Below are 12,999 nucleotides of genomic sequence, written 5' to 3'. Positions count from 1 at the left end.
GCGACCCGCGGACGGGTCGCCGTTCGCGCGCGTCTGCGTGGACGTGCCACTGGCGCACCTGGACCGCCCGTTCGACTACCTGGTGCCGGCCGAGCTGGACGACGTGGCGGTGCCCGGCACCCGGGTGAAGGTGCGCTTCGCGGGGCAGCTCGTCGACGGGTGGCTGCTGTCCCGCGCCGACGACTCCGGGCACACCGGCCGCCTCGCTTACCTGGAGAAGGTGGTCTCCCCGGAGCCGGTGCTGGCGCCGGAGATCGCCCGGCTGGCCCGCGCGGTGGCCGACCGGTACGCGGGCAGCCTCGCCGACGTGCTCCGGCTCGCGGTGCCACCCCGGCACGCCCGGGTGGAGAAGGAGTCCCGCGACGACCAGCCCGCCCCCGGGGCCACCGCCGACGGCGCGGAGCGCGCCGACGCCGGGCCGCCGGTCACCGGGGCGGACGGTACGACCGCGCCCGTGGTAAGCGGTACGACCGTGCCCGGTGCGGACGGCCCGGCCGCGTCCGTGGTGGACCCGCGCGGGTGGCGGGACTACCCGACCGGCCCGGTCCTGCTGCGGGCGCTCACCGACGGCCGGGCGCCCCGCGCGGTCTGGTCGGCGTTGCCCGGCGAGGACTGGGCGGCCCGCTACGCCGACGCGGTCGCCGCGACGGTGGCCGGGGGACGCGGGGCCGTGGTGGTGGTGGCCGACGCCCGCGACCTCGACCGCCTCGACGCCGCGCTCACCGCCGTGCTCGGCTCGGGGCGGCACGTCAGCCTCTCCGCCGCGCTCGGGCCGGCCCGGCGCTACCGGGCCTTCCTCACCGCGCGGCGTGGGCAGGTACCGGTGGTGATCGGCACCCGGGCGGCGATGTTCGCCCCGGTGGACCGGCTCGGCCTGGTCGCCGTCTGGGATGACGGCGACGACCTGCACTCCGAGCCCCGGGCGCCCTATCCGCACGCCCGCGACGTGCTGCTCACCCGCGCCCAGCTCGCCGAGGCCGGCGCGCTGGTCGGCGGGTACGCCCGCACCGCCGAGGCGCAGCTGCTGCTGGAGACCGGCTGGGCCCGGGAGGTCGTCGCCGACCGGGCGACGGTGCGGGCCCGCGTTGCGGCCATCGCACCCACCGGCGACGATCCCCAGCTGGCGCGTGACCCGGGTGCGGCCACCGCCCGGCTGCCCAGCCTGGCCTGGACGGCCGCCCGGGACGCCATCCGGGCGGACCTGCCGGTGCTCGTTCAGGTGCCCCGGCGCGGCTACCTGCCGTCGATCTCCTGCGCCGACTGCCGCACCCCGGCGCGGTGCGCGCACTGCGCCGGCCCGCTCGCGCTGCCCTCGTCCGGTGGCACCCCGGCGTGCCGCTGGTGCGCCCGGGTGGCCGCCGCGTACGCCTGCCCGCAGTGCGATGGTCGGCGGCTGCGGGCCGCGGTGACCGGCGCCCGGCGTACCGCCGAGGAGCTGGGCCGGGCGTTCCCCGGCGTGCCCGTGCGCACCTCGGGGCGGGAGGAGGTGCTCACCGACGTGCCCGGCGGGGCGGCCCTGGTGGTGGCCACCCCGGGTGCCGAGCCGGTCGCCGAGGGCGGCTACGGCGCGGTGCTGCTGCTCGACTCGTGGGCCCTGCTGACCCGGGCCGACCTGCGTGCCGGCGAGGAGGCGCTGCGGCGCTGGCTGGCCGCCGCGGCGCTGGCCCGGCCGGCCCCGGCCGGCCGGGTGGTGGTCGTCGCCGACGGCGCGCTCGCCCCGGTGCAGGCGCTGCTGCGCTGGGACGCGGCCTGGTTCGCCGGCCGCGAGCTGGCCGAGCGCCGGGAGTTGGGCTTCCCTCCGGCGGTGCGGATGGCCAGCGTCACCGGCCCGGCCGAGGCGGTGGCCGACCTGCTCGCCGCCGCCCGGCTGCCCGCCGACGCCGAGGTGCTCGGGCCCGTGCCCGCCGACGAGGGGCGGGAGCGGATGCTGGTCCGGGTGCCCCGGGCGCGGGCCGCCGCGCTCGCCGAGGCGCTGCACTCGGCCGCCGGGGCGCGCGCCGCCCGCAAGGCCGCCGATCCGGTTCGTCTCCAGGTCGATCCGCTGAGCCTGTTCTGACCGGTTCGGCCGATGCCGGCGGCCCCCCCGACCTGGTCCGCGGTGGTGGCCCCCGCACACCGCGTCCGGCAAAGCGCTGGCGCCCGGGTGGTAGCATCGCCCGTCATGCCCGGGCGTACGACGGTTCCTGGTTGCGGTGCGGCGTCGGACACACCGAGCCGGAGCCGCCGCAGGACGGCGCGACGGTGGCGGGAACGCGTCGGTCGGACGCGAATGTCGATGATGTCAAACAGCCGGTTATCAGGGGTGGACCAGTCGTGACCGTTCGACAATCGATCGTCTTCAACGGCGACCTCGGCAGCGGCAAGAGCACCGTGTCGGTCGAGATCGCCAACCGGCTCGGCATGCGCCGGGTCAGCGTGGGTGATCTCTATCGGGAGATGGCCCAGCAGCGGCAGATGACCGCCCTGCAGCTCAACCTGCACGCCGAGCTGGACCAGGCCGTCGACGGCTACGTCGACCAGCTCCAGCGCGACATCGCCGCGTCCGGCGAGCGCCTCGTCATGGACTCCCGGCTGGCGTGGCACTTCTTCACCGACGCGCTCAAGGTGCACATGATCACCGAGCCGGGTGAGGCGGCCCGCCGGGTGCTGGCCCGCCCCTCCGGGCCGGCGGAGAGCTACGCCTCGCTGGAGGAGGCCAAGGCCAAGCTCCGCGAGCGCAGCGAGAGCGAGCGCAGCCGGTTCATCGTCCGCTACGGGGTGGACAAGGCGCGGCTGCGCAACTACGACCTGATCTGCGACACCACCCGGGCCTCGGCCGCCGAGGTGGTCGAGCACATCATCGCCGCGCACGAGGGGACGCTCGGCGCCGAGGTGCTGCGCGACGGCCCGCCGCTGCTGCTGCTGGACCCGGCCCGGGTCTACCCGACCGAGGACATCGCCACCCTGCGCGGACTGTGGGACACCGAGTTCGTCGGTGACGTGGCCGAGGCCGGTGACGAGGCCCTCGAACCGTTGAAGATCGGGTTCACCGGCGAGTACTTCTTCGTCGTGGACGGCCACCGCCGGCTCAGCGCAGCCCTGCAGAACGGCTTCTCCCTCGTCCCCGCCCAGCTCGTCGCGGAGGTCGACGAGCCGGTGGTGGGCGGCATGAGCGCCATCGACTACTTCGCCGCGCAGGTGCGCCCCGGCCTGGTCTACGACTGGGAGGCGGCTCACAAGATCCAGCTGCCGTTGCCGGAGCCCGCGCTGCTCGGTGGCGACGCGGTCCTGGCCGGGGATCCGGGCGTCAACGCCTGACCCCCTGGGCGGTCCCAGCCCTCGTCGTCGCGGCCTGTGGCCTGAGGGCTGAGGCCTGAGGCCTGAGGGCGGTGGCCTGCGGGCTGCCGGATGACGCCGGCACCGGGATGATGGAGCCTCCGACGCATCGACGGGGGAGGCCGGCCATGGATGCTGCCGAGGCGCTCACACTGCTCATGTCGCCGCAGGGGCGTGTCGACCCGTACCCGACGTACGAGCGGTTGCGCGCCCACGGGCCGGTGGTGCAGGCGCTGCCCGGCCTGTACGTGGTGACCGGCTATCCGGAGGCCGACGAGTTGCTGCGCGACCCCCGGCTCGGGGTGCTCGACGACACGCTGCGGGACCAGGTCTGGCCGAACTGGCGGCAGAGCCCGGCGGTGTCGTCGATCGCCCGGTCGATGCTGCGCACCAACCCGCCCGACCACAGCCGGATGCGTCGGCTCGCCGCCGGGGCGTTCAGCCCGCGCCGGATCGCCGGCATGCGGGACGTGGTGCTGGCCCAGGCCGAGGAACTGCTCGACGCGATGGTCGACCGGGCCGAGGACGGCGCGCCGGTCGACGTGCTGGCCGACTTCGCGTACCCGCTGCCGGTGGGGGTGATCTGCGCGCTGCTCGGCGTGCCCGCGGCCGACCGGCCGTTGTTCCGCCGCTGGGCCGGTGACCTGACCGGCGTGCTGGAGCCGGAGATCACCACCGAGGAGTTGGCGGTCGCCGACGCGGGTGCCGCCGAGCTGCGCGACTACTTCGTCGAGTTGATCGTCGCCCGGCGCCGGGCACCGGCCGACGACCTGACCACGGCGCTGGTCCAGGTGCACGACGCCGACGGTGAGCGGCTCACCGGCGACGAGCTGCTGGCCAACCTGGTGGTGCTGCTGGTGGCCGGCTTCGAGACCACCACCAACCTGCTCGGCAACGGGCTCGTCGTGCTGCTGCGTCACCCGGCGGCCGCCGACGCGCTGCGCGCCGACCCCGCGCTCGCCCCGGCGTACGTCGAGGAGCTGCTGCGCTACGACTCCCCGGTGCAGCTGACCACCCGCACCAGCACGGCGCCGGTGCGCTGCGGTGGGCTCGACCTGCCGGCGGGCAGCACGGCGCTGCTGCTGCTCGGCGCGGCCAACCGGGATCCGCGCCGCTTTCCCGACCCGCGCTGCTTCGACCCGACCCGCGAGCAGGCGCACCCGCTGTCCTTCGGCGCCGGCCCGCACTACTGCCTCGGCGCCGGCCTGGCCCGGCTGGAGGCGCAACTGGCGTTCCCGCTGCTGCTGCGCCGGCTGCCCGAGCTGGCCCTGGCCGGGACGCCCCGGCACCGGACCCGGCTGACCCTGCGCGGCTACGACAGCCTGCCGGTGACGCTGGGCACACCGGCGGTGGTCGATCGCGGTACGCCGGCCGGCGTCCGGCCGGGCACTCCGTAGACTGGTACGGCACCGCTCGTCCCACCCATGAAGGAGCCGTCCCGCGTGACCGTCCAGCCCATCCGTCTTTTTGGGGATCCGGTGCTGCGCACGCCGGCTGATCCGGTGGTCGATTTCGACGTCGAGCTGCGGAGGCTCATCGCCGACCTGACCGACACGATGCGTGAGCAGAACGGCGCCGGCCTGGCCGCCCCGCAGCTCGGTGTGGGCCTGCGGGTGTTCACCTTCGACGTCGACGACGTGCTCGGGCACCTGGTCAACCCGGTGCTCGAATTTCCCGACGAGGAGGAGCAGGACGGCCCGGAGGGCTGCCTGTCGATCCCCGGGCTCTACTTCGACACCAAGCGGCGGCAGAACGTCGTCGCCAAGGGCTTCAACGGCTACGGTGACCCGTTGCAGATCGTCGGCACCGGTCTGATGGCCCGCTGCGTGCAGCACGAGACCGACCACCTCGACGGTGTGCTCTTCCTGGACCGGCTCGACGCCGCCGGTCGCAAGGAGGCGATGAAGGCGATCCGCCAGGCCGAGTGGTACGACGCGGCCGCCCCGCCGGTGGTCAAGGTCAACCCGCACGGCGCGGGCAACCCCTTCGGTCTGGGCCGGTGACCCGGATGCGCGTGATCTTCGCCGGTACGCCGGCCGTCGCCGTCCCCGCCCTGTCCGCCGTCGCCGCCTCGCGGCACGAGCTGGTCGCCGTGGTGACCCGGCCCGACGCGCCCGCCGGGCGGGGGCGTGGCCTGTCCCGCTCCCCGGTCGCCGAGTGGGCCGACGAGCATGGCGTCGAGGTGCTCACGCCGGCCCGCCCCCGGGACCCGGAGTTTCTCGACCGGCTGCGCGAGCTGGCACCGGACTGCGTGCCGGTGGTCGCGTACGGCGCGCTGGTGCCGCCGGCGGCACTGGAGATCCCCCGACACGGCTGGATCAACCTGCACTTCTCGCTGCTGCCGGCCTGGCGGGGCGCCGCGCCCGTGCAGCACGCCGTGCTGCACGGCGACGAGCTGACCGGCGCCAGCGTGTTCCAGCTGGAGCAGGGCCTGGACACCGGCCCGGTCTACGGCACCCTGACCGACGAGATCCGTCCCGCCGACACGTCCGGCGACCTGCTGGAGCGGCTCGCCGACTCCGGTGCGGGTCTGCTGGTGGCGGTGCTGGACGCGATCGAGGACGGCACCGCCCGTGCCGAGCCGCAGCCGGCCGACGGTGTGTCGCTGGCACCGAAGCTGACCGTGGACGACGCCCGGGTCCGCTGGGCTGACCCGGGGTTCGCGGTGGACCGCCGGATCCGGGCCTGCACCCCGGCCCCCGGCGCCTGGACCACGTTCCGCGGTGAGCGGGTGAAACTCGGCCCGGTCGTGCCGGTGCCCGACGGGCCGGAGCTGAAGCCGGGGGAGTTGCTGGTGGAGAAGTCCCGCGTGCTGGCCGGTACGGCCACCGTGCCGGTGCGTCTCGGCGAGGTGCGGGCCGCGGGCAAGCGGGCCATGTCGGCGACCGACTGGGCGCGTGGCGTCCGCGTCGGCGCCGGCGAGGACCTCGCGTGAGCGCCCCGGAGGGGACGCGCCCGCCGCGCTCCGGCCCGCCCGCCGGTCGCGGCGCGGACCGCCGGCCGGTACGACCGCCGCTGGACCGGCCGCGCCGCGCGGCGTACGAGGCGGTGGCCGCCGTGCACCGCGACGACGCGTTCGCCAACCTGGTGCTGCCGATCATCCTGCGCGAGGAGGGCCTGTTCGGCCGGGACGCGGCGTTCGCCACCGAGCTGACCTACGGCACCCTGCGTCACCTGGGCACGTTGGACGCGATCCTCACCGACGCGGCCGGCCGGGACGTGGCCCGGATCGACCCGCCGGTGCGTGACGCGCTGCGGCTCGGGGCGTACCAGCTCCTGCACACCCGTGTGCCGGCGCACGCCGCGGTCTCGTCGACGGTGGACCTGGTCCGCTCGGTCGCGCCGGGTGCGACCGGGTTCGCCAACGCGGTGCTGCGGGAGGTGTCGACCCTCGACTCCGACGGCTGGGTGGCGAAGCTCGCCCCGCCGATGGAGACCGACCCGGTCGGGCACCTGGCGGTCGCGTACAGCCACCCGCAGTGGATCGTGCGGGCCTTCTCCGAGGCGCTCGACGGTGATCTGGGCGAGACGGCCCGCCTTCTGATCGAGGACAACGAGCGTCCGCCGGTGCACCTGTGCGCCCGGCCCGGCCTGATCGACCCGGTCGAGCTGGCCGACCAGGTCGGCGGTGCGCCGGGCGCGTTCTCGCCGTACGCCGTCTATCTGCCCGGTGGCTCGCCGGGCGATGTGCCGGCGGTGGTCGACGGCCGCGCCCACGTCCAGGACGAGGGCTCCCAACTGGTGGCCGCCGCCCTGGCCGACGCGCCGCTCGACGGCCCGGACGGGCGCTGGCTGGACCTGTGCGCCGGCCCCGGCGGCAAGGCCGGGCTGCTCGGCGCGCTGGCCGCGCAGCGTGGTGCCCGGGTGACCGCGGTGGAGGTGGCCGAGCACCGCGCCCGGCTGGTGTCCCAGGCGACCCGGGGGCTGCCGGTGGCCGTGCTGGCCACCGACGGCCGTGAGGTCGGCGCGGACCCGAAGCTGCCCGAGGGGCACTTCGACCGGGTCCTGGTGGACGCCCCGTGCACCGGGCTCGGGTCGCTGCGCCGCCGGCCGGAGTCACGGTGGCGTCGCCAGCCATCCGACCTGCCGCCGCTGACCCGGCTGCAACGCGAGCTGCTCGGCGCGGCGCTGCGGGCGGTGCGCCCGGGTGGTCTGGTCGCCTACGTCACCTGCTCGCCGCACACCGTCGAGACGCACGTGACGGTGACCGAGGCGGCTCGCCGCAGCGGTGTGTCGGTGGACTTCGTCGACGCCCGACCGTTGCTGCCGGCCGGTATGCCCGGCCTGGGCGACGGCCCGACCGTGCAGCTCTGGCCGCACCGGCACGGCACCGACGCGATGTTCCTCGCCGTCCTGCGCAAGGGCTGACCGCCGTCCTGCGCGGAGAGCTGACGCACGGGCCGACACGGCACCGCACCCGGCCGACCCGGCCGGGTGCGGTCGTGCGGCCGGTCAGGTGACCGGGAGGCCCTTCGTGCCCGCGTTGCGCAGCGAACGGGTCAGGTCCCGGTCGCTGATCCACAGGAAGCACTGCACACCGCGGTTGCCGTTCTTCCACTCCTGCTCGTACGGCTGGTAGTAGATCGTTCCGGCGCGGAAGTCGAGCTGCGCGTTGTCCGGCACCTTGGCGAACGTCGCGGTCATCGTCTGGCAGGCCCGGTGGGTCCGCTTGGTGGTGCGGGTGAACTCGGCGTAGCTGATGTCCGGGGCCTGCCAGATCCCGACGAACTCGGCGTGGTGCTTGGCGGTGCACGGCACCGTGACCATCTCGTCGATGTCGTCCTTGACGAGCTTCGGGTTGAAGCAGCGGTACGCCAACGGCGCCGCCCCGATCAACGCCCCCCGGAGGCTGCCGGTGCGCAGGTCGACGGCGGTGTCGTCGATGCTGGCGACCTCAGTGACGTCGCAGCGGTACCAGCGGGCCCCGCCGGTCCAGGCCTGCGGCGAGGGCAGCACGACGGTCAGGCCGAGCCGACCGGAGCGCCAGTCGGCGCCGACGGCCTTGTTGACCTCCTTGTCGCAGCTCGCCTGCGCGGCCCGCATGCCCTCCGAGCCGGGCGGCGGGGGCGTGCCGCGCTCCGCTCCCGGCCCGGTGAGGGTGCCGACGAACATGGTTTCCACCCGGTGCGACTCGGCACACGCCATCGGGTTGTAGCCGGTCAGGAAACCGACCTGCTGGGAGGAGTGGTGGCAGACGTCGGCGGCGGGCACGAACTGCTGCGCCGCGACGGGCGCCGGCCAGTCGTCGGTGAGGTCACGGTCGACTCCGGCCGGTGCGCCACACCCGGCGAGCGCCAGGGCCACCGCCGCGCCCCCGGCCACCGCCGTCAACCACCGTCGCATCGTCGACCTCCCGCCGCTGGTGGCCTCCGGCCGACCCTCGGCTGGTCGGTAGCGCCACGGCGCAGCAGCATACGGCACCGATACTCAGATCGCGGGTAGTCCCTCGGGGCCCGCACCGCGCATCGAGCGGGTGAGTTTGCGGTCGTCGCTCCACAGGAAACACCGCACACCACGGTCGCCCTCCTCCCATTCCCGTTGCGACGGTGGGTAGTAGATGGACCCGGCCCGGTACGGCAGGTCGGCGTTGTTCGGCACGGCGGCGTACCCGGCGATCAGCGCCATGCAGCGTCGGTGCGCCTGCTCGGCGGAGCGGGTGAACTCCACCCAGCTCATGTCCCGTTCCACGTAGACGCCGACGAACTCGGCGCGGTGCGGCTCGGTGCAGAGCACCGGCGCCATGTAGTTGAGGTTGTCGCCGATCAGCTTGGGATCGAAGCAGCGGTGGGTGAGGGGGGCGTCGCCGATCAGTGCCCCGCGCAGGCTGCCGCTGCGGTTCACCGGCCGGGTGTTGTCGATGCTGTCGGTCTCGCTCAGGTCGCAACGGAACCAGCGGGCGCCGCCGGCCCAGGCGGGCGCCGAGGGCAGCGCGAGCGACAGGGTGAGCCGGGCCGTGTGCCAGTCGCCGCCGAGCATCTCCCGGGCCCGCTGGTCACACTCGCCGCGGGCGGCGCGCAGCGCCGGTGAGCCCGGCCCGGGTCGCGCCCCGGCCTTCGCGGCGGGGCCGGTGAACGCGCCGACGTGGATCGACTCGGCCAGGTGGCTGCGCGCGCAGTCCACCGTCTCGTACGTGCTGGCCTGCACGATCGAGGTGATGCGGGGCAGGCAGGTGTCGGTGGCGGGGGTGAACGGCTTCGGGGCGCCCAGTTCGGGCCAGTCGTCGGTCAGATCGCCGTCCGCGCCTCGCGCCGGACCGCAGCCGGCCAGCAGCACCGTCGTGACGCAGGCCAGCGCCAGCACTGGAAGCCACCGTCGCATCGTCCGCCCTCCCGGGAGCTGACGGCCGGTCACCGCCCCCGCGGCGAAACCCCGGCGGGCGTGCAGCCTAAGGCACCATCCCCGTTGGAGTGTCGTCGCGTTTCCGTCGATCGGCCAGTCGCTGATGTCTCTTCGTCCGGATTCACCGGACCGGGTCGACCAATTCTGCACCACTGGTCACTGCCGCATCACAGCGCGTCGGAGATGGTGCCGCGATGCGGGCGGCGGGTGGCCGCGTTCGTACACTGGCCCCGTGACCGTACCGCCGCCGATCGTCGCGCCGAGCATCCTGGCCGCCGATTTCGCCCATCTCGCCGAAGAGGTCCGTGCCGTCGAGGACGCCGCGGACTGGCTGCACGTGGATGTGATGGACAACCATTTCGTGCCGAACCTGACCATCGGGCTGCCCGTGGTGCAGAGCCTGCGGGCGGTCACCGAGATGCCCTTCGACGTGCACCTGATGATCGAGGATCCGCGTCGGTGGGCCCCCGGTTACGCCGACGCCGGGGCGTACAACGTGACGTTTCACGCCGAGGCGTGCGACGACCCGGTGGCGTTGGCCAAGGACCTGCGTTCGGCCGGCGCGAAGGCCGGGCTGGCCATCGACCGGGACACTCCGATCGAGCCGTACCTGGACCTGCTGCCCAGCTTCGACACCCTCCTGATCATGACGATCAAGGCGGGCTTCGGCGGCCAGCGGTTCATCCCGCAGTTGCTGGACAAGGTGCGTGCCGCCCGCCGGCACGTCGACGCCGGGCACCTGGAGCTGCGCATCGAGGTGGACGGCGGGATCGCCGCCGACACCATCGAGCAGGCGGCGTCCGCCGGCGCCGACGCGTTCGTGGCCGGCACCGCCGTCTACGGCGCCGCCGACCCGGCCCAGGCCGTGCGGCACCTGCGGGCACTGGCGGAACGCGCGACCGCCGGGGCCTGAGATGGATCCGGACGGCGACCGCAAGGACATCATCCTCGTCGTCGACGACGACGACGACATCGCTCGTTTCGTCGAGTTCAACCTGCGGCTGCACGGCTTCGACGTCATCCATGCCAGCGACGGCCAGGAGGCCCTGGAGGTCATCGAACGGCAGCGGCCCGACCTGGCCGTGGTCGACCTGATGATGCCCCGGATCGACGGGCTGGAGCTGACCCGGCGGCTGCGCGCCGACCCGATGACCTCCGCCCTGCCGGTGATCATGCTGACCGCGAAGGGCATGACCGTGGACAAGGTGCACGGGCTCAGCGCCGGTGCCGACGACTACCTGGTCAAGCCGTTCGACACCGCCGAGCTGGTGGCCCGGGTCTCGTCGACCCTGCGCCGCAACAAGGAGTTCCGGGAGGTCTCCCCCCTGACCGGGCTGCCCGGCAACAGCCGGATCCGTCGGGAGATCAGCGACCGGGTCCGGCAGGGTGTGGACTACGCGGTCGGCTACATCGACATCGACCGGTTCAAGAGCGTCAACGACCGGTACGGCTTCGTGCGCGGCGACGACTTCATCTCCGCGCTGGCCCGCAGCCTGCATCGGGCCGTGGTGGCGGTGGGTCTGCCGCCGGCCTTCCTCGGCCATGTCGGCGGCGACGACTTCGTCATCGTCTGCGCTCCCGACCAGGTCCGTCCGTTGACCTCCCGGGCCGTCGTCGACTTCGAGAAGTCGGCCGACACCCTCTACGACCCGACCGACCGGGAGCGGGGCTTCGTGGAGCTGAAGGACCGGCGCGGCGCCATCCGCCGGGCCGCCCTGGTCACCCTCTCCATCGGGGTCTCCCTCTCCGACGCCGGCAAGCGGTTCACCGACCCTCTGGAAGCGATCGCGGTGGCCTCGGAGATGAAGACGGTGGCCAAGAGTCAGCCCGGGTCGTACGTGGCGGTGGACCGGCGGCGCGGCGTCACCTGAGGCGTGATTCCCGCTGTGAAGTAGCTCGCCTAGAAGGTGTCGGAGCCGGAGAAGCGTGTAAGACTTCCGGTGTACCCACCACGCGCTGGCGGGACTCGGTGAAATTCCGAACCGGCGGTGATCCACGGTCCGACCGTGGTCAGCCCGCGACCCGGACGGCTCTGTCGTCCGGTGGACCTGGTGAAAATCCGGGGCCGACGGTTGGGGGCGGTTCGTCCGCGCCCAGACAGTCCGGATGGGAGACAGCGCGCGGGACGGACGGGTCCGAGCCGGCCGCTGGCGTCAGCGTGCCGTGCCGACCCCCCGGGGCGGCCCTGCCGTACCCGGAATCCGCCACCGCCTGCCCGCGGCCCATGCCGCCTCCCTGACCGCCCGCGCGCGGACCGGCGAGTGAGAGGGCAGGGAAGCGCGATGGCCAGCGTCTCCGTCGATGAGGCGATGCGGCGTGCGATCGAGCTGGCCGCACGTGGGCTGGGCACGACCAGTCCCAACCCGGTGGTCGGCTGCGTGCTGCTCGACGAGGACGGCCAGGTCGTCGGGGAGGGTTTCCACGCCTACGCCGGCGGGCCGCACGCCGAGATCGTCGCGTTGGCCCAGGCCGGGCAACGCGCCAAGGGCGGCACCGCGGTCGTCACTCTGGAACCCTGCAACCACACCGGTCGCACCGGCCCCTGCAGCACCGCGCTCGTGCAGGCCGGCGTCGCCCGGGTGGTCATCGCCGTGCCCGACCCCAACCCGGTCGCTTCCGGCGGTGCCGCCACGTTGCGCTCCGCCGGGGTCCGGGTCGATCTGGGGGTACGCGGCGACGAGGCGCAGGCCGGCAACATCGCCTGGCTGACCTCGATGCGCCGGGGCTGGCCGTACGTCATCTGGAAGTACGCCGCGACGCTGGACGGCCGGTCCGCCGCGGCGGACGGCACCAGCATGTGGATCACCTCGGAGGCGGCCCGGATCGACGTGCACGCGCTGCGCGGCACGGTCGACGCGGTCATCGCCGGGGTGGGTACCGTGCTCGCCGACGATCCCCGGCTGACCGCCCGCAACCTGCGCGACGGAAGCCTGGCCATCCGGCAGCCGCTGCGGGTGGTGGTGGACAGCTCGGGGCGTACCCCGGTCGACGCCCGGGTCCGCGACGGCGCCGCACGGACGTGGATCGCGACCGCCGCCGAGGTCGGCGCCGACCCGGACGGCCAGGTCGACCTGCCGGCGCTGCTCGCGGCGCTGCACCAGCGCGGGGTCCGCGCGGTGCTGCTGGAGGGCGGCCCCCGACTGGCCGGCGCGTTCCTCGCCGCCGGCCTGGTCGACAAGATCGTCGGGTACGTCGCGCCCCGGCTGCTCGGCGCCGGCCCGACCGCTCTGGTCGACGCGAAAGTGACGACCATCGCTGAGGCGATCGATCTGGAGTTCGTCGACGTTACGCAGGTCGGTCCGGATCTCCGGATCACCGCTTTGCCCCGAAAAAGGGAGGGCTGAC

General features: G+C 74.3%; 11 protein-coding genes and 1 riboswitch. Of the genes, 9 read left to right on the top strand and 2 right to left on the bottom strand.

The annotated features are described in order from the left end of the window. Positions 1 to 37: 37 nt before the first annotated feature. From F8271_RS01515 to F8271_RS01490, 6 genes are all read left to right on the top strand, one after another. On the top strand, positions 38 to 2,056 hold the full coding sequence (locus tag F8271_RS01515; RefSeq protein ID WP_151487779.1) for a primosomal protein N': 2,019 nt from the start codon (positions 38 to 40) through the stop codon (positions 2,054 to 2,056). Positions 2,057 to 2,313: 257 nt separating this feature from the next. Next, positions 2,314 to 3,297: an AAA family ATPase gene (locus tag F8271_RS01510; protein ID WP_151487778.1), complete on the top strand. Its 984-nt coding sequence runs from the start codon at positions 2,314 to 2,316 to the stop codon at positions 3,295 to 3,297. 146 nt (positions 3,298 to 3,443) lie between these two features. Further along, entirely contained in the window at positions 3,444 to 4,712 is a 1,269-nt protein-coding gene (locus tag F8271_RS01505) for a cytochrome P450 (protein ID WP_151487777.1), read from the top strand. A 45-nt stretch (positions 4,713 to 4,757) separates the two neighbouring features. Next, positions 4,758 to 5,318 carry a peptide deformylase gene (gene def, locus F8271_RS01500; RefSeq protein ID WP_151487776.1) on the top strand — a complete coding sequence of 187 codons (561 nt, stop codon included), beginning with the start codon at positions 4,758 to 4,760 and terminating at the stop codon, positions 5,316 to 5,318. Positions 5,319 to 5,323: 5 nt separating this feature from the next. Continuing rightward, complete coding sequence (gene fmt / locus F8271_RS01495; protein WP_151487775.1) at positions 5,324 to 6,250, top strand: methionyl-tRNA formyltransferase; 927 nt, start codon at positions 5,324 to 5,326, stop codon at positions 6,248 to 6,250. Continuing rightward, positions 6,205 to 7,683, top strand: a complete 1,479-nt coding sequence (locus tag F8271_RS01490) for an RsmB/NOP family class I SAM-dependent RNA methyltransferase (RefSeq protein WP_225854097.1) — start codon at positions 6,205 to 6,207, stop codon at positions 7,681 to 7,683. The genes fmt and F8271_RS01490 overlap by 46 nt, the downstream gene beginning before the upstream one ends. A gap of 84 nt (positions 7,684 to 7,767) precedes the next feature. On the opposite strand, the gene F8271_RS01485 is transcribed toward F8271_RS01490, so the two are convergent. Further along, a complete protein-coding gene (locus F8271_RS01485; RefSeq protein WP_151487773.1) occupies positions 7,768 to 8,658 on the bottom strand; it encodes a septum formation family protein in 891 nt (296 codons plus the stop codon). An 84-nt stretch (positions 8,659 to 8,742) separates the two neighbouring features. Continuing rightward, positions 8,743 to 9,633, bottom strand: a complete 891-nt coding sequence (locus tag F8271_RS01480; protein WP_151487772.1) for a septum formation family protein — start codon at positions 9,631 to 9,633, stop codon at positions 8,743 to 8,745. A gap of 253 nt (positions 9,634 to 9,886) precedes the next feature. Here F8271_RS01480 and rpe point away from each other — a divergent pair, with 253 nt between their 5' ends. The 3 genes from rpe (at position 9,887) to ribD (ending at position 12,998) form a co-directional block, all read left to right on the top strand. Next, positions 9,887 to 10,567: a ribulose-phosphate 3-epimerase gene (gene rpe / locus F8271_RS01475; protein WP_151487771.1), complete on the top strand. Its 681-nt coding sequence runs from the start codon at positions 9,887 to 9,889 to the stop codon at positions 10,565 to 10,567. A 1-nt stretch (position 10,568) separates the two neighbouring features. After that, positions 10,569 to 11,525, top strand: coding sequence for a response regulator (locus F8271_RS01470; protein ID WP_151487770.1), 957 nt, complete (start codon positions 10,569 to 10,571; stop codon positions 11,523 to 11,525). An 80-nt stretch (positions 11,526 to 11,605) separates the two neighbouring features. Beyond that, a riboswitch (FMN riboswitch) is annotated at positions 11,606 to 11,776 on the top strand. Between the two features lie 160 nt (positions 11,777 to 11,936). Continuing rightward, positions 11,937 to 12,998 carry a bifunctional diaminohydroxyphosphoribosylaminopyrimidine deaminase/5-amino-6-(5-phosphoribosylamino)uracil reductase RibD gene (gene ribD / locus F8271_RS01465; protein WP_151487769.1) on the top strand — a complete coding sequence of 354 codons (1,062 nt, stop codon included), beginning with the start codon at positions 11,937 to 11,939 and terminating at the stop codon, positions 12,996 to 12,998. The last annotated feature ends 1 nt before the right edge of the window (position 12,999 follow it).

Source organism: Micromonospora sp. ALFpr18c (assembly GCF_008868155.1).
Lineage (GTDB): Bacteria > Actinomycetota > Actinomycetes > Mycobacteriales > Micromonosporaceae > Micromonospora.
Note: the sequence above shows the minus strand (reverse complement) of the source record. Positions and strands in the feature narration are given on the sequence as shown.